The following is a 16,034-nucleotide window of genomic DNA, read 5'->3' on the forward strand; positions in this document are numbered from 1 at the left end:
CTGCTTGGAAGGTTCGGACTGTTCCGGCAAGCCTTGGCAGGTGCAACAAGGGTGGTCTATCGATCGCGATGCGCGCCGCCGAGCCTTCTCTGGCCTTGCCCCGAAACGACGGCAGCCTCGCGGTATCGGTTGCGCGCCGGCTGCTTGAGCCGCTTGGCCCAGTCGATCTTTCGGGCTGGCAAGCCGATCATCCGGCCCTGGCCTGGCGTCGCAGCGGTTTGCTGGAGCTGACCGGCCGGGCTGATGGGCCAGGCCTGGTTGCGCCGATCCCCCTGACGTCCTTGGCGGATGGGCTGGTTCTAGCTCTTGGGGCTTTGGCGCCAGATGCCGACCTGCCTTCCAACGGCGCGGCCCTCCTCGGCGAAAGGGCCAGGCGACTGGGGCTGCGCCGACGGGGTCAGGTCTCGGCCAATGGTTCTGCGCGCTTGTTGAAAACGCTCGATGGCCATTTGGCGCTGAACCTGGCGAGGAAAGAGGATTGGGACTCGCTACCGGCCCTGCTCGGTGTTGTCGCCTCGGACTGGTGCGAGGTCGCCGTTCAGGTCGCTCAACGAACAACGGAAAGCTTGGTGGCCCAAGGGCGGATTCTGGGCATGGCGATCGCGCCCGAAGGGCGCCCGCCGAGCCCGGCGTGTCCATTTTCGGTCCAGCCCCCCCTTGGGGCCGCCACCACCCGCCCGCGTCGCCCGCTGGTGGTTGACCTTTCGGCGCTCTGGGCTGGGCCGCTGGCGGCGTCCTTACTGGGCGCTATGGGGGCCCGGGTGGTGAAGGTCGAAAGCCTAAGCCGACCTGATGGGGCTCGCGGTGGTGATCCCCGCTTCTACGATCTGCTCAACGCCGGCAAGGCCAGCGTGGCGCTCGATTTCAAGGACCCGGAAGGCGTCCGGCGGCTCCGTGCCCTGATCGACGCCGCAGACATCGTGATCGAAAGCACTCGGCCCCGGGCCCTTGAGCAGCTCGGTATCGATGCCGGTTCAGTGGCGCGGCGTGGCGCGACATGGGTATCGATCACGGCCTACGGCCGTACGGGAGCGACCGCCAATCTGATTGGGTTTGGCGATGATGCGGCGGTCGCCGGCGGAGCCTCGGCGGCGATGCGGCGTGGCTGGGGTGAGAGTCTCTTCGTCGGAGACGCCATCGCCGATCCGCTGACCGGACTGGTTGCCGCCTTCGCCGCCTGGGCGTCCTGGCTCGGGGGAGGGGCCCGTCTGGTTGATATCGCCTTGGCTGACGTCATCGCTTACGCAAGCGGTCTAGGCGAAGTTTCGGGCAGCGAGCTGAGCGCCTGGCAGGCTTTCGCAGAGGCGGATGAGGGACCCCTTTATAGCCTGCGCCAACCGCTAGGCATTGCGAGTCCCTTGGGCGCGGATACGGTCTCGCTATTGTCCGAACTTTAAGCCGCCAATCCCGTCAGCGCGCGGCGAAACGCAGCCCGCCGTCGAGGCGGATGGTCTCGGCATTGAAATAGCCGTTACGCAGCAATTCCAGAGCCAGGCTCGCGAACTCTGCGGGATCGCCGAGCCGCTTGGGGAAGGCGACGGTCGCAGACATCGCATCCTTCGCCTCCTGAGGCGTGGGGCCCATTGCGGGGGTATCGAAGATGCCGGGCAGGATCGTGTTGATGCGAATCCCGAACCGCGAAAGATCGCGCGCGATCGGCAGGGTCATGCCGATGATAGCGGCCTTGCCTGCGGCATAGGCCGCCTGACCCTGCTGGCCGTCCTCGGCAGCCACCGACGCTGTGCAGACAATCGCCCCACGTTCGCCGTCGACCGGCTCAAGCGTCGCGGCGCCGGCGGCGAACCGTGTGACGGTGGCGAACGTCCCGACCGCATTGAGAGTCAAGGCCCAAGCGAAGGCGGCGGTCGGGAAGACGATGAACTCACCGGTCGCCTTGTCCTTTTTGATCGTGCCATGGGCGTTGCCGCCGCCTGCGCAGGCAACCAGCAACCGCTCCTGGCCATTCGAGGCCCGGGCCTTGGCGAAGGCAGCGTCGAGGCTTTCGTCCGACAGGACGTCGACCTGGCAATAGACCGACCCTGTCTCTGCCGCAGCCTGTTCACCGGCTTCGGGGTTCAGGTCAAAGATCGCAACCTTCGCGCCTGCCGCGCGCAAGGCCTTGACGCTCGCGAGTCCCAGACCGGAGGCTCCGCCGGTGACGATCGCTGATACGCTGGAGTCGATCTTCATGGCCGTCTTTCTCCGGGGGCAAGGTTGGATTGATCTGTTGCTGTGGCTGGCGTTCGCGACAAGCGTGCGGAGGGCGATGGCGATCTGATATCGTGGGGGCGTTCGCGCCGCCAATCGTCCCAGCGATGCTGTTTGGATCTGCCTTCGCCAGAGTATCGAAGACGTGCATCGTCACATCTTTCTAGCGACGAGAAGGCCATCGCATGATGCAGGACGAGGGGCGGGTTATCGAGGATGCCTATGGCGCGATGCAGCGCGGCGACCTGGTGGCGGCAAGAGCCTGTTTCGCGCCCGAAGCCCTGGTCTGGCACAACTTCGATCGCATCGACCGGTGCTTGGATGAAACGATGGCCGACTGGGGGGGCATGATCACGGCCTTCCCGGAGCGAGGCCTTGAACGGATCTCACGCGAACGAACCGAGGGCGGTTCGTTCGTACAGCAGCACCTGTTCGTGGTTCGCGACTCCCGGGGGGCGCGACGGGCATGGCCCGTCTGCCTGATCGTCCGGATCGAAAGCGGACGGATCCTTCGCATCGAAGAGTATGTCGACAGGGCCGGAAGCTTCGAACTGGCGGCCGATTGAACCATTCGGCCTTCCCCGGCCGCCGAGACGAACCTTGCGATCACCTCCGCGACGCGACAAACATCGGGCATGGTGAAAATCAACAAGGATGGCCAGGCGATTGGGCGAAAGGGTGCGGAGACCCGCAACCGTCTATTGGTCGCCGCCCTCGAGTTGATTTCGACAATGTCGGCCGAAAAGCTGACCGCGAGCGGCATCGCGCGGGCCGCCAGTCTCGCCTCACAGACCTTCTATCTGTATTTTGACGATGTCGAAGAGGTCCTGCTGCATCTGAGCGCGGATGCGGCGCAGGATACCGGTGAGCTCCTGGCGGAACTCGATCAACCCTGGAAACCGGAGGATACCCGGTTCCACGCCGAACGGTTCGTCACCGCGTTCTACCGCTACTGGGACAAGCACCGCGCCATTCTGAACATTCGTAATTTCAGGGGGGACGGCGGACAGGCCGCGTTCGCTGAAATCCGCAACGCGAGCGCACTGCCGATTGTCGGGCGTCTGGCGGAGCGAATTCGGGCGGCGCAGGGCCAAAACACGCTTTCAGACCGGGATGCCTTTGCCCGGGCCGTGATCGTCTACTCGGCAATCGAACGGATGGCCGCCCGATATGCTTCGATTCACTTTGTGTCGGACGAACTCGACAGTGACGATCTGAAGCGCGCCGAGACGGACATCTTGACGCTTCTTCTATCGCCTTCGGCAAGCGCATAAGCCGCCGTCGAGGGACGCGGCGCGGGTCGGGTGACCCGCGCCGCCCGTGATCATTCGGCCGGTTCGAGAGCCGGTTCGACTGTCGTGCCGTCTTCCTTGGCGACGTCCATGAACATCTTCATGATGTCGCCGGAGGTCACAGCCCTATGGACTTCGCCCGGCGCAAGCGGCGCAGGTCCGCCAAACGACTGAGGCCGGGTATCGACGTGGGCCGCCAGCTTGCGCAGCGCGCCGACCGTGCACTTTTCTCGACCGCCCAGCACGCTCACGGCATCGAAGTTGAATCGCTTCAGCGCGTTGCCGTGACTGATCTTGTCGATCTGGGCGTCGGACAGGTGGTTCAGGCTGGCGTGCAGGATCTCGGGCACGTCGGGCCACAAGGTGTCCGAGTGCGGGTAGTCGCACTCATAGGCGATATTGTCTTCTCCAATCGCCGCGATGTTGGCCAGGCCGAACTTGTCGTCGACGAAACAGGTGAGGAAGTGCTCACGGAACAGGTCACTCGGCTTTCTGCCCGGGCCAAAGTCCGAATGTGTCCAGGCGTTGTGTTGCTGGAATGAGAAATCGGCGCGTTCAAGGAAATAGGGAATCCAGCCGATCCCGCCCTCTGACAGGGCGATTTTCAGCGGGTATTTCTGAAGCGCTTTGAGGAAGAGCCAGTCTGCGGCGGAGTTCACGATCGAGATCGGCATGGTGGTGATCCAGGCGTCGATCGGCGATTCCATCGAGGCGTGGGGTGCCTGGGCGCCCGACCCGATGTGGATATTGATGCACATGTCGTTTTCGACACAGGCCTTCCACAGCGGCTCCCAGTGGGCATTGTGGATGCTGGGGTATCCCTTGATCGCCGGATTGTCGCTGAACGAGACGTTGTGGCAGCCCTTGGCGGCCACACGGCGGATTTCTTCGACCGTCGCGTCGATGTCCCAATAGGGCAGGATCGCGTTGGGGATGTTGCGGCCAGGATAGCTGCCGCACCATTCATCGATATGCCAGTCGTTGTAGGCGCGCAGGATGATCAAAGCGTTCGCCTTGTCCTGCATGCCGTGGAACAGGAAGCCGTCGAACTGGACCACGCTCGGAAAGTTCAGGGACGACAGTATGCCGTTCGCATTCATGTCCTCGATGCGAGCGTCGATGTCCCAGGCACCCTTGCGCATCTGTTGCAGCGAGACGGGTTCGCAGCCGTATTCTTCCTTTACCCGTCCGACGACCGCGTTCAGGCCGATCGCGCCCGTGCGGCGTCCTTCGTAGAGCCAGAACTCGACGCCGTTCTTGTCCTTGCGCAATTCGGGGGCGATCCCCTTGTGCTGCACGCTGATGTGCTGGTCGTACATCGTAGGCGGTTCGACGATATGGTCGTCGACGCTGACGATGATCATGTCTTCTATTTTCACGGCGCTCTCTCCCTAAAACCGACAGCTTACCGGTTTCTGTAGCGACTTTGGGTGGCGAGGTAAAGCGCATCGTCGTGTGCATTCTGATTTGAGTATGAAGGCGGCTTGCGTTACAGAGCGTATCACAAGCAATAATGTGTCGTCGTCTACGGGAGGATTTCATGCAATTTCGTCTTCTGATTAAAGGTGGCACGGTCGTCGACGGATCTGGCGCTGAAGCCTTTGTTGGCGATGTCCGCATTGCCAACGGTCGGATCGCCGAGGTCGGACCAAACCTGACGGCGGGAACAGGCGAACGTGTGATCGATGCCGTGGGGTGCCTGGTGACACCGGGCTTCATCGAAACTCACAACCACTGGGACGGCGGGGTCTGGTGGTCGCCCAACATGGAGCCCTTGCCGGCCTACGGAATCACGACCTCGATCAACGGTAACTGCGGATTCTCGATGGCCCCGAATCCGCAAACTGTTGAGGACCAGCAGAACGTCATCGACATCTTCAACTTCTTCGAAGACATCCCCGAGGCCCCCATGCAGAAGCTGGTGCCCTGGGACTGGAAAACCTGGAGCGAATACAAGGCCTCGTTCCTGCGGAACGTAAAGGTACCTGTGAATTTCGCGGCCTTTTGTGGACATATTCCGATGCGGCTGTCCGTCATGGGGCAGGACGCCTGGAATCGCACCGCCACCCCCGACGAGATCAGACAGATGGTCGCGCTGCTGGAAGACGCGATGGACGCCGGAGCGATCGGCTTCTCGTCCAATCAACTCGACTACGACAAGCACGACCGGCCGCTTCCCTCCCAGCAGGCCGACGACGCCGAGTACAAGGCGCTGTTCGATGTGGTGGCCCGCTATCCAGGCGCCACGGTTCAGGTCATCGTCGATCACTTCATGCGAATGACGGGGCCTGATTCCGCCGAGCGCTTTGGTCGTCTGGCGACGGCCGCAGGCGTCCGCCTGCAGTGGGTCGGGTTGCCGTCACTCAAGTTCCAGAAGGAGATCGGCAAGAAGTCTCAGGTGGTGCACGATCGCTTCAAGGCCGAAGGCCTGGATGTCTGGACCGGCTACCATCATGTCTCACCGACCTCGGTGATCAATTTCGGGCGCTCGCTCGTCTTTGCCCAGAACGGCAACCAGGTCTGGCAGGAAGTCATCGATACCCCGATCTGGGAGGACAAGGTCGCCTTGCTGTCCGACCCCGACTGGCTGGCGCGAGCGCGCCAGGCCTGGGACCACGACACCTATCCCCATTCGTACCTGCACGATCCCTCGGCCCTGACCTTCATGGACAGCGAATCCGGCTGGGGACCGGTCACCGGGACCTTGGCCGACTACATGGCTGAAAGCGGCATCGCTCACGCCTCGGACGCCCTGGCGCAATGGGTCATCAACAACGGAGCGGAATCGGTCGTTCACAAGCGGTCATGGGAGGTTGACGAAGACGTTCTTCTGTCCCTGTTCCGGGATCCGTTCTCGGTCGGCAACACCTCGGACGGCGGGGCCCATGGCAAGATGTTCTGCGGCACGGGCGACAATGTCCTGGTGCTCACCGACTATGTGCGCGACCGCGGCCTTCTGACGATCGAGGAGGGCGTTCACGTCCTGACCGGCAAGCTGGCCAACTTCTTCGGTCTGCATGACCGGGGCGTGATCCAGGTCGGCAAGGTCGCCGACGTCGTGGTCTTCAAGCTCGACGAAATCGAACGTCGCCCGGAAGAAAAAATCTGGGACGTCTGGGACGGCGAGGGCGGCCGCACCTATCGCTACACACGGGCCCCGGCGCCGATGCGCCTGACGCTTGTGAACGGCGTGCCCATCTTCGACAACGGAGCCTTCACAGGACGCTTCCCGGGCGAGTTCATCGGTCCTGAGCAGCCGGCGTCGCTCGCCATGGCTGCCGAATAGTCAGTGGATACCGCTGAGAAAGTCCGGCCCGATCCGGCATTGTCGGCCGAGGACCGGGATCCCCGTCTTGGCGGCCTGATGGCTTTTCATCGCCGGCGCAAACAAGACAGTCGTGACAGACTCCTGGCGGCGGCCATCGAGCGGTTCTGCGAGCGGGGCTATTTCGCGGTCACCATCGACGATATCGCTTCGGCGGCCGGTGTCAGCCGAGTCACCTTTTACCGACATTTCACCAGCAAGGCGGCGCTGACGGCCGAGGTGTTCAGAAATGCGGCCGAGACGCGAAGACCCTTGTACCGCGCGATCCGGGACCAGCCATTTCAGGATCGCCCCGCCGTGCTTCAATGGATCACGGACATCTTCGAGGCAGACAAAGCCGATCATCGCATGCTGAGGATCTTCATCCAGGCCACGACGGAGGAAGGCAATTTCACACAGCGCGCTCAGGCGCTGATCAGCGATCTGATCATGGACCTGGGCATGACGATCCCTGCCTTTGGCTTGGATGCCAACGATCAGAAAGGCCGCCGTCGCTGGCAGGAAGCCTGGCTGCTGCTCTACGAAATCCTCGATCAGAGCAACCATGCTGCGCTGGGAACGGCTTTCGCGCCGTCATCCGATGTGATCGACATCCTGGCCGATCGGTTTTTGCAGTTCGTCGGCACAGACCCTACGCCAAAGCGCGGATGACTAGGCCGAAGCCAAGGCGTGTTTGGCGGCCACATAACCCCAGACGAACGACGGCCCCACGTTCACACCGGCGCCCGGGGATGTCCGTCCCATGACGGACGCGGTCGACACACCGGTGGCGTAAAGTCCGGAGATCGGCAGACCGTCGTCACGCAACACACGGCCCTCGCTATCGGTGATCACCCCCCCCAATGTTCCGACGTCGCCGGGCATCACCGGGACGGCATAGAACGGGCCTTCGCTGATCGCGCCGAGGGTCTCATTGGGTTTGTGGAAGGGATCGCCCAGCCAGCGATCATAGGCTCGGGCCCCTCGCTTGAAGTCCGCGTCGTCATTGGCGGCGACGAATCCGTTGAACCGATCGACGGTTCCGCGCAGCACTGACGGCTCAATATTGAGGATGGCGGCCAGCTCTTCGATCGAGTTCGCCTGTTTCATATAGCCACTGTCCGTCCAGGCCTGCGGCTTCTTGGATCCCGGCATGGTGCCGGCGACCATATAGTCACGGACAACACTGGCGTCGAAGACGGCCCAGCTGGGGAGGGCAGGGACCTCTCTGTTGCGTTCCGTCATGCCTAGGCAAAAGTCAGTGTAGTTGCTGCTCTCGTTCATGTAGCGCACACCCGTCTGATCGACGAGAATGGCGTGCGGCGCCGCCGTGAGGCCTTGTGAACCGGGCTTGACCGGTGACCCCTCCATGCCGGGCGGGATGGAAACCGGAGAGCCGATATAACCGTCCATCTGCGCGACCGCGCCGCCGTGACGGATCATCTCCTGGATCATCTCACCCGTATCGCCCTCGGCCACATTGGTGCGGTTGGCGGACATTCCCGGCTGATACTGGTCGCGCATCGCCTGATTTCGCGCAAAGCCGCCGGCGTTGATCAACACGCCTAGGCGGCCGCCGATGCGCACAGCCTTGCCGTCCCTGGTGACAACGACGCCGGTGACGCGACCGGCCTCGACGATCAGTTCAGTGACGGGACTCCCGGTGCGGACATCGGTTCCGGCCTTAAGCGCCGCGTGAAGCATCCGGCCCTGAAGTGCCGCCCCGGCCGCGACGTAGTGTTTGCCGGTGAGCTTGCCCCAGATCGTCCGCAGTCCGATCTTGGCCAGGTTCTTCTTGGCCTCGCCCGACTTCTTCATGTGCGGCAGCGTCAGCGCTTCTTCGAGAGAAGCGGCGAGGGGCAGGAAGTTCGGACGCAGTCTGTCTTTCCACTCCCCAAGCTGGTTCGCGTCGAACAGGTCGGCGACCACGGTCCGCCCGGCGTCCGATCCGCCCGGGCGGTCGTCGTAGTAGTCGGGCCAGCGGGAGATGCGCGTCATCTTGATGCCCTGATCGACCAGGAAGTCGATCATTGACGGACCTTCAACCAGGTATCTGTGGCGGCGCTCGCGCGTTGCGCCGGGCGCGTCGTTGCGATCACCGACCACCGCGTCGAGATAGGCGGTCGCCTGCTCAAGACTGTCGGGGATTCCGTCCCGCTTCATGAAGCGGTTGTTCGGGATCCACATCACGCCGCCTGAAATGGAGGTCGTGCCGCCGATCAGGTCCGCCTTCTCCAGAATCAGGACGGATTTTCCCGCCGCCCGCATGACGAGCGCCGCGCACATAGAGCCCCCACCGCTGCCGACCACCACGAAGTCGAACTGTTCGTCGAACGTGCTCATGTCTTGATCTCCAGACTGGGGGGCGGGCGAGGCTAGGCGCGGCTTCGCGGCAGACCGAGACGTCGCTCGGCGACCATGCTTCGCAGGACCTCACTGGTGCCGCCGTAGATCGACGTGGCTGTCGAATGGCGATAGCCCTTTTCGACCAGTCCCAGGCCCGAGTTACCCCGCACCAGCGAGCCGGGGGCCGCGAGGTCCAGCAGGTCGGCCGACAGGTCGATGAAGGTCTGGGTTCCGAAAACCTTGGCGGCGGGTCCATAGGCCAGGTCCTGCTCGCCGGCGAGACGCGTCCAGAATGCGCGCGCCGTCAGCCCCTCGGCGATGCACGCCGCGCCATAAACGCGGGCCAGCCGCGCCAGGGTCGCAGGATGTTCGATGACGCATGCACCATCGCGCTGTTCCTCGCGCGCCCACGCCGTCACGGCGTCGATCATCTCGCGCATCTGCACGAAATAGTAGCTGCCGCCCTGTTCCATGGTCAGAGCGATGGACATGGCCTTCACACCGCCGCCGACGTCGCCGAGCCGGTAGCGATCGGATATCCGGACATCGGCGTAGAAGGTCGCGTTGGTCAACTCGTCCATGAAGGTGTGAACCGGATGGATCTCCACACCGGGCAGATCCAGCGGGACCAGGAACAGGGTCAGCCCCTTGTGCTTGGGGACGTCCGGGTCGGTCCGGGTCAGCAGGAGGACATAGTTGGAGATGTCCGCCCCCGAGGTGAACATCTTCTGGCCGTTGATGACCCAATCGTCGCCGTCGCGCACCGCGCGGGTCTTGGCGGCGAATACATCGGATCCGCCCGAAGGCTCGGTGAACCCCAGGCAGGACGTCGCCTCGCCTTTTGCAATCCGGAGCAGGACTTCGTCCTGCAACTCGGGCGAGCCCAACTTCTGAACGAGGACGCCGGCCATGCTCGTCACGCCCCTAGAAAGCCCGGCGTAGCCAAGTTCCGTCGAAACAGCGTGGATGGACCTTGTGGTGTCTGCATCGGCGTCATGCCCACCCCATCGGGCCGGCCAGTCGGGGAAGAGCAGACCTGCCTGGCCCATCGCGTGATGAACCGCCCAGTCGTGCGCCTCAAAATTCTGCTCGCCGAAGTTCGCGCGATCTGGGTCGAGCAGTCCCGACAGGATTTCGCGGGCCTGGTCGGCGAGCGGGCTTTTGTGGTTCGGCGTTTCGAAATCGACTTCGACCGCGCCGGGATCGGGCAGGCTCGTCGTTTCGCCAAGGAACAGCCTTCTGCCGGCACGTTCCAGCTGGGCTTCGGGATCGCCTAACGCCTGGCTCCAGGACTTGGCGCGCCGGTGGTAGAGTTGGATATCGTACTCGTTAGTCAGGCCGTAACCACCGAACGTATGGATCGCATGAGCGACACTGTTGCTCGCCGTCCTGCTGGCCCACCACAGTGACAGGGCGATCAACGCGCCCGCGTCAGCCTTTTGATCCGCGACGCCTCGCAGCGTCCACCACAGCAGCAACTGGGCTCCATCCGCGTCGATCGCATCGACGGCCAGAGGATGGGCGATGCCCTGATTGGCGCCGATCGGCTGTCCGAAGGCGATCCGCTCGCAGGCGTAGGCGGCGGCCATCGTCAGCGCCTCCTGGGACAGGCCGACCAGAGCCGCGGAGGTCAGAAGTTTCCATTCCTCGATCCCTGCGGCCCAGACGGCGCCGGCGTCGGCATTGCTGGCGAGCACGATCCGGTCCCCGGAGCCGGGGGTGAAGGTCGCCAGACCGGAACCCCCCAGAGTAAGTGGGGCCTCAGGGGCCTGGGATGGCACTTCGATCGCCAGGGTCTGGCCATCGAAGGTGAGGATACCGCTCGCCACAGCAGCGCCCGGCACCATCTGGGCCTTGCCCGGCTCGACCTGGTTCAGAGCCAATGTGAGGACGGTCTCGCCGTCACGCAGCTTCTCGATCCACTCCGAGGCTGTTTCGCCGCCGATTTCCCCAAGAATACGAAGGGCGACGACAGACTCAGCCAGCGGAGCGGGGGCCAGGCGTCGACCCGCCTGCTCCAGCATGAGGCATGCGTCGAACAAGCTCATGCCACCACCACCGGCTTCAGCGGACAGTCGCATGAAGGGCAGCTCGAGACTGATCAATTCCCGCCAGAAGTCAGGATCGAACCCGACCGGCTCTGAGGCGCGGACCCTCGCCACGGTCGACTCCGCAGCGAAGAATTTCTCGAACATCTCCTTCACGGGAACGCTGTCGGCCGGGAGGCTCAATTGCATGGTGTTACCCTTTCAAGCGCCCCTAAGGCCCGCGAGACGAGGTGCAGTTACACCCCTTGCGATGCCAGCACAGCTATCGCGCATGCACCGGGGCGACCAGACACCGACAGAGACATCGTGGCGGCGATTGTGGCGAGCGTCGCGGCCCGGGAACGCGCTCTGACGGTCTTTCGTCTCGACCTGAAAGGCCGGCTAGGCGAGGTTTGGCAAGTATGATTGCAGGTGCGACGTCTTCCCGGCACCGGGACAAGCAATGAGCCGCAAAGGTGTGAAACCATCTCCAGATCTCCCCCGACCGCGACGGAGCTTCTAGGCCTCGATATCGCTGGAGAGGACCGCTTTCGCGCGCGGGTGAACCTGGACAATCTTGCGGGCGTCACGTTCGGCGGGCAGGCTCTGGGCCAAGCGCTCGCGGCGGCCGGCCGCACCGCTCCCGATTGGCGAGCCACCAGCCTGAGCGGTTACTTTCTGCGCGGCGGCGTCATTGATCTCCCGATCGAATTCGAGGTCAGGCGTCTGCACGATGGTCGGCGATTCGCGTCCCGGTTCGTCGAGGCGAGCCAGCTGGGGCGGCCGATCTTCAGCATGTTGTGTTCATTCCACGACCCCGATGGCGGCGTATCGCATCAGACGGTCACGGCGCCGGACGTGGTCGGTCCCGCCGGGCTGGCGAACCTGCAACAGTTGGCCGTCAGCCAGTCGGACCTCCTGGCGCCGGCAGTGGCAGGCATCTTTCAAAGGCCCTTTCCGATTGAAGTGCGCCTGATCGATCCGGGGTCGCTCCACCAGGCAACCGGCGAGCATCGGCGCGATTTCTGGTTTCGGATGCCTTCGGCTCAAGATGTCGAGCTGCCGCGAGATCATCAGGCCCTGCTAGCGCTCATGTCCGACTACTGGTTGCCGGGCACGATCGCTATGGGCCATCAGGGCGTCCGGACGCTTCGTTCCGTGGCATCGCTCAATCATTCCATCTGGTTTCATCGCCCGGCGCGCGCCGATGCGTGGCTCCTGTACACCACGGAGAGTCCCTGGGCCGACGAGGGGAGGGGATTGTCGCGCGGGCTGATCTTCGACCAGCAGAAGCGGCTTGTCGCGACGGTGACCCAAGAGGCGTCCCTGCGATGGATGTAGGTTTCGACTCATGAACAAGGGGCTGGCCATGAACCGCCGAAAGATCGTCCTTGCCCTCGCGTTTGCCGCCTTGGCGGCGTCGGCGGGCCCTGTATTCGCAGTCGCACAAACGCCGGTGCCCGCCGGCGATAGCGCGATCTTTGCCCCGCGATTGGTACCGTTGGCGGGAGTCCAGAATTTTCGCGACATAGGAGGTTACCGCACCCTGGACGGACGCCATGTGGCCTGGGGTCGGATCTATCGGTCGGCCGAGCTATCGCATCTGACACCAGCCGATCTTACCGCTGTCGCAGGGCTGAATATCCACACCATCTATGACCTCCGCTCGGTATCGGAACGGCGAGCCGAGCCGACGACCTGGGCCGGGTCCGGCGCACCCACCATCCTCACGCGAGACTATGACCTGGATCTTTCGGCCATGGCAGGTCTGTATCAGGGCACGCCCACGGTCGACGGCGCGCGCGATGCGTTCGTCAATCTTTACGCGACATTCCTCGACACGCAGCGTCCTCAGCAAGCGGCACTGTTTGAAGTGCTACTGAGGAACGACGGCGCGAGCCTCTACCACTGCACGGCGGGAAAGGATCGCACGGGGCTGGCGACGGCCATGATCCTCTCCGCCCTGGGTGTGCCGCGCGAGACCATCCTCTACGACTATGAGTTGTCGAACCGCTATTTCTCAGGAGTGAACCCGGCCGGCGCCGCCGATGCGAGTCAGGCGCGACGTCAGGCGGGGACCGGTCGTCTGCCGCCTGACGTCGCCGCCGTATTCATGCGGGTGGATGCCGCCTATCTCCGCGCTGTGTTTGCGCAGATCGACCGGGACTACGGGTCGATCGAAACCTATCTGGACCAGAGACTGGGCGTCGATGCTGACGACATTCGTCGTTTGAAAGCACTCTACACCGAATAGCCCCACCAGCCACCAGCCACCAGCCACCGGACTCCGTGACGGCCGGGCGGAACGCGAAAACGGGCGACCCTTGGGGCCGCCCGTTCCGAAGTCGCTTGCCTTGATACCTGGTCTAGAAGTCGAAGATCAGGTCGAGACCGAAGGTCCGTGCGCGCTGGAACGCGGACGACACCAGGAAGTTGGAGAATCCCAGCGGGAAGGTCGGCGAGTCGTCGTCCGTCAGGTTACGGGCCCACAGGGCGAGTTCAGCCGTGCCGCCGGCCAAGGAGATGTCCTTGATCGAGGCGCGGGCGTTCACGATCCAGGTGGCGTCCGAGTGGTCGATCAAGCCAAAGACCGGAATGGCCGCGGCCTGCACCGGGTTGGAATAGGTGCGTTGTTCCGAACGCCAGGCGGCGTCGGTCCGGAAGAAAAGATACGCATTGCCCCAGATCGGCGCCGTTTCGTACTGGGCCGACAGGTTCGCGGTGTAATCCGGGACCAGGGTCGGCAGGAACTGGCCGGCGCCGACTGAAGCCTGAAGGACTGGATTGACGGGGCCGAACTCGACGTCGGTGTAGCCGAAGCTGCCGTTGAGAGTCAGACCGGTCGTAGGAACATAGGTCACTTCCAGTTCGACGCCCTTGGCGGTGGAGTCGCCTTGCTGGATGACGAGTGTTCCCAGATCAGGCCGCCCGACGTTGATACCGGAGGATGCCGCCTGAAGGTTCTCGTAATCTACATGGAAGAGGGCCAGATTGGTCCGCAGGCTGCGATTGAGGAAGTCTGCCTTCAAACCGGCTTCAAACCCCTTTGCGATTTCCGGCTCGAAACCGACACCGCCGACCGAACCCCCGGACACGAACGAGCGGGAATACTTGCCGTAGATCAGGATGTCGTCGTTGGGCTTGTAGTTCGCGCCGATGGTGTACGACGGCTGGGTGTCGTCATAGTCGAACGGGGTGACCCGGATCCCGGTGAATGTTCCGGCCGTCACCGAGCCCGGCGACGCGGGGGTGAAGACGCCACCCGATTCATAGGTGCCCGACTTCTTGTCGTTCGTGATGCGATAGCCAGCAACGAGGTCCAGCTGAGGTGTCAGATGGAAGTCGCCCTGCGCGTAGGCGGCGATCGAGGTGGCTTCGTTGTACGAGACCGATTGGTTGCCGATCGGGATACGGCCAGTCGTCGGCAGCGGTGAGAAGCTCGCCGTGCCCGGGAGCCCGAGCGGGCTGCCCGAACGACCTTCCTGGTGGTAGTAGAGGGCACCGGCGGTCAACGAGACGAAGTCGTTGTCGAAGTTGACCTGAAGCTCGTCACTCCACTGATCGCCATCGTCCTGTGTGTTGGCTCCCACGACCAGGAAGCGCGAACCCACGAGCGGGGCGAGGCCCGCTGCAAAGGCGCCGATGGTCGCGCCTTGAACCGCTGGCGAAGCCAGGGCCAGCGAGGGGTTCTGGGAGAAGGCCACGAAGGTGGCGTACGGCACCAGAGCCGCCGAGGTGAACGTCAGGCCGCCCAGTCCGTCCAGCTGGGTGGTCGCGTTCAGGTAGGACGAACGGTACGACGCGATGTTCTTGATCGTGACCGCGTCGTTGACCTGGAAAGTGCTGGTCAGGCTGTGGCCGCTGTTTCGCTGCTCGGCCGGAACCGTGAAGGCGTTGTTGACGACGTCCGGACGGACCATCGCAGTGTTTGCGATCACCGGTGTAGTCTGGCTGGTGAGCAGGGCGTTCAGGAACGACCCGATCAGCGGGGCGGCCGCATTGATCCCAACGAAGGACGTGGCGTCCGGCGTGTAGTCGTCCTTGGTGTGGTCGAACTTGTAGACCGTGCTGAACCGCTCGTTCGGCTCGAACCTGACCGCCACGAAGAACGAGTTCTGGTCCTTGTCGCCGAGGGTCTGCGGCGAAGTCTGGAGACCCAGGCCGGATTCTGGGGCCGTACGATCCCAGACCGTGCCGGCTCCTAGGTTGCGGGCATCTCCGCTACGTTCGTTGTGGACATAGCTGAGATAGGCACTGAACGGGCCCCATGTCGGGGTGTCGATGCTGGTCCGCGAACGGCGCTGATCGAAGTTGCCGATGGTGAATTCCTGGCGGACGCCAAACACACCGTCGGGATCGCGTGTCGTCACGCTGACGGCGCCCGCCGTCGCGTTACGACCGAACAGCGTGCCCTGGGGACCGCGCAGCACCTCGATGCGCGACACATCCGGCACGTCGAAGATCGATCCCTTGGGATTGCCGATATAGACGCCGTCCAGATAGATCGAGACCGCCTTGTCCGAGCCGGGAACCACGCCGTAGCTGACGGCGCCGCGCATCGAGAATGCGGGAGTCTGCGAGCCACCGGCAGCGGGGCGAACCGTGACGTTGGGGGCAAGACCGCTGAGGTCGGTCACATTGGTGATCCGATTGGCTTCCAGCGCTTCCGAGGTGATCGCCGTTACGGCGATTGGCACGTCCTGAAGCCGCTGCTCGCGCTTCTGGGCGGTGACGATGATATCGTCGACTTGATCCGACCGTTCGGATAATTGTGCATCAGGCGCGGTCTGCGCCTGGGCCGCGCCGACGAGGATCATGCTCGACACCAGGGCGGTGCCGATCATCAATCCTGTGCGC

At 63.6% G+C, this 16,034-nt stretch carries 12 protein-coding genes; 7 read left to right on the plus strand and 5 right to left on the minus strand.

The features are described 5' to 3' along the window. Nucleotides 1-68: 68 nt before the first annotated feature. The gene (locus tag O5K39_RS12020; protein WP_271143865.1) at nt 69-1,397 is read left to right on the plus strand and encodes a CoA transferase; all 1,329 of its coding nucleotides are present in this window, start codon (nt 69-71) and stop codon (nt 1,395-1,397) included. A 13-nt stretch (nt 1,398-1,410) separates the two neighbouring features. Here the strand turns inward: O5K39_RS12020 and O5K39_RS12025 are convergent, their stop codons facing one another. Beyond that, the gene (locus tag O5K39_RS12025) at nt 1,411-2,190 is read right to left on the minus strand and encodes an SDR family oxidoreductase (RefSeq protein ID WP_271143866.1); all 780 of its coding nucleotides are present in this window, start codon (nt 2,188-2,190) and stop codon (nt 1,411-1,413) included. A 203-nt stretch (nt 2,191-2,393) separates the two neighbouring features. Here O5K39_RS12025 and O5K39_RS12030 point away from each other — a divergent pair, with 203 nt between their 5' ends. Both O5K39_RS12030 and O5K39_RS12035 read left to right on the plus strand, forming a co-directional pair. Then, on the plus strand, nt 2,394-2,774 hold the full coding sequence (locus O5K39_RS12030) for a nuclear transport factor 2 family protein (RefSeq protein ID WP_271143867.1): 381 nt from the start codon (nt 2,394-2,396) through the stop codon (nt 2,772-2,774). A 69-nt stretch (nt 2,775-2,843) separates the two neighbouring features. Then, nucleotides 2,844-3,482, plus strand: coding sequence for a TetR/AcrR family transcriptional regulator (locus O5K39_RS12035; protein ID WP_271143868.1), 639 nt, complete (start codon nt 2,844-2,846; stop codon nt 3,480-3,482). 50 nt (nt 3,483-3,532) lie between these two features. Here O5K39_RS12035 and O5K39_RS12040 read toward each other — a convergent pair whose 3' ends face one another. Beyond that, the gene (locus O5K39_RS12040) at nt 3,533-4,879 is read right to left on the minus strand and encodes an amidohydrolase family protein (RefSeq protein WP_271143869.1); all 1,347 of its coding nucleotides are present in this window, start codon (nt 4,877-4,879) and stop codon (nt 3,533-3,535) included. 161 nt (nt 4,880-5,040) lie between these two features. On the opposite strand from O5K39_RS12040, the gene O5K39_RS12045 reads away from it, so the two are divergent. Then, a complete protein-coding gene (locus O5K39_RS12045; RefSeq protein WP_271143870.1) occupies nt 5,041-6,786 on the plus strand; it encodes an amidohydrolase family protein in 1,746 nt (581 codons plus the stop codon). A 3-nt stretch (nt 6,787-6,789) separates the two neighbouring features. Continuing rightward, a complete protein-coding gene (locus tag O5K39_RS12050; RefSeq protein ID WP_271143871.1) occupies nt 6,790-7,476 on the plus strand; it encodes a TetR/AcrR family transcriptional regulator in 687 nt (228 codons plus the stop codon). On the opposite strand, the gene O5K39_RS12055 is transcribed toward O5K39_RS12050, so the two are convergent. Both O5K39_RS12055 and O5K39_RS12060 read right to left on the minus strand, forming a co-directional pair. Further along, a complete protein-coding gene (locus O5K39_RS12055) occupies nt 7,477-9,147 on the minus strand; it encodes an FAD-dependent oxidoreductase (RefSeq protein ID WP_271143872.1) in 1,671 nt (556 codons plus the stop codon). Between the two features lie 32 nt (nt 9,148-9,179). Next, nucleotides 9,180-11,387, minus strand: a complete 2,208-nt coding sequence (locus tag O5K39_RS12060; protein ID WP_271143873.1) for an acyl-CoA dehydrogenase — start codon at nt 11,385-11,387, stop codon at nt 9,180-9,182. 351 nt (nt 11,388-11,738) lie between these two features. On the opposite strand from O5K39_RS12060, the gene O5K39_RS12065 reads away from it, so the two are divergent. Both O5K39_RS12065 and O5K39_RS12070 read left to right on the plus strand, forming a co-directional pair. Then, nucleotides 11,739-12,518 carry an acyl-CoA thioesterase domain-containing protein gene (locus O5K39_RS12065; protein WP_271143874.1) on the plus strand — a complete coding sequence of 260 codons (780 nt, stop codon included), beginning with the start codon at nt 11,739-11,741 and terminating at the stop codon, nt 12,516-12,518. A gap of 10 nt (nt 12,519-12,528) precedes the next feature. Beyond that, nucleotides 12,529-13,431: a tyrosine-protein phosphatase gene (locus O5K39_RS12070; protein WP_271143875.1), complete on the plus strand. Its 903-nt coding sequence runs from the start codon at nt 12,529-12,531 to the stop codon at nt 13,429-13,431. 112 nt (nt 13,432-13,543) lie between these two features. On the opposite strand, the gene O5K39_RS12075 is transcribed toward O5K39_RS12070, so the two are convergent. Further along, nucleotides 13,544-16,021 (minus strand): TonB-dependent receptor, encoded by a 2,478-nt coding sequence (locus tag O5K39_RS12075; RefSeq protein WP_271143876.1) that lies wholly within the window; start codon nt 16,019-16,021, stop codon nt 13,544-13,546. Between the last annotated feature and the right edge of the window lie 13 nt (nt 16,022-16,034).

The organism is Brevundimonas sp. NIBR10 (genome assembly GCF_027912515.1).
GTDB lineage: Bacteria > Pseudomonadota > Alphaproteobacteria > Caulobacterales > Caulobacteraceae > Brevundimonas.

Bases quoted from the DNA above. Each gene is read 5' to 3' on its own strand.
- O5K39_RS12060 (WP_271143873.1), bottom strand. From the start codon at position 11,387: ATGCAATTGAGCCTCCCGGCCGACAGCGTTCCCGTGAAGGAGATGTTC.
- O5K39_RS12025 (WP_271143866.1), bottom strand. From the start codon at position 2,190: ATGAAGATCGACTCCAGCGTATCAGCGATCGTCACCGGCGGAGCCTCC.
- O5K39_RS12075 (WP_271143876.1), bottom strand. From the start codon at position 16,021: ATGATCGGCACCGCCCTGGTGTCGAGCATGATCCTCGTCGGCGCGGCC.
- O5K39_RS12020 (WP_271143865.1), top strand. From the start codon at position 69: ATGCGCGCCGCCGAGCCTTCTCTGGCCTTGCCCCGAAACGACGGCAGC.
- O5K39_RS12035 (WP_271143868.1), top strand. From the start codon at position 2,844: ATGGTGAAAATCAACAAGGATGGCCAGGCGATTGGGCGAAAGGGTGCG.
- O5K39_RS12070 (WP_271143875.1), top strand. From the start codon at position 12,529: ATGAACAAGGGGCTGGCCATGAACCGCCGAAAGATCGTCCTTGCCCTC.
- O5K39_RS12030 (WP_271143867.1), top strand. From the start codon at position 2,394: ATGATGCAGGACGAGGGGCGGGTTATCGAGGATGCCTATGGCGCGATG.
- O5K39_RS12045 (WP_271143870.1), top strand. From the start codon at position 5,041: ATGCAATTTCGTCTTCTGATTAAAGGTGGCACGGTCGTCGACGGATCT.
- O5K39_RS12055 (WP_271143872.1), bottom strand. From the start codon at position 9,147: ATGAGCACGTTCGACGAACAGTTCGACTTCGTGGTGGTCGGCAGCGGT.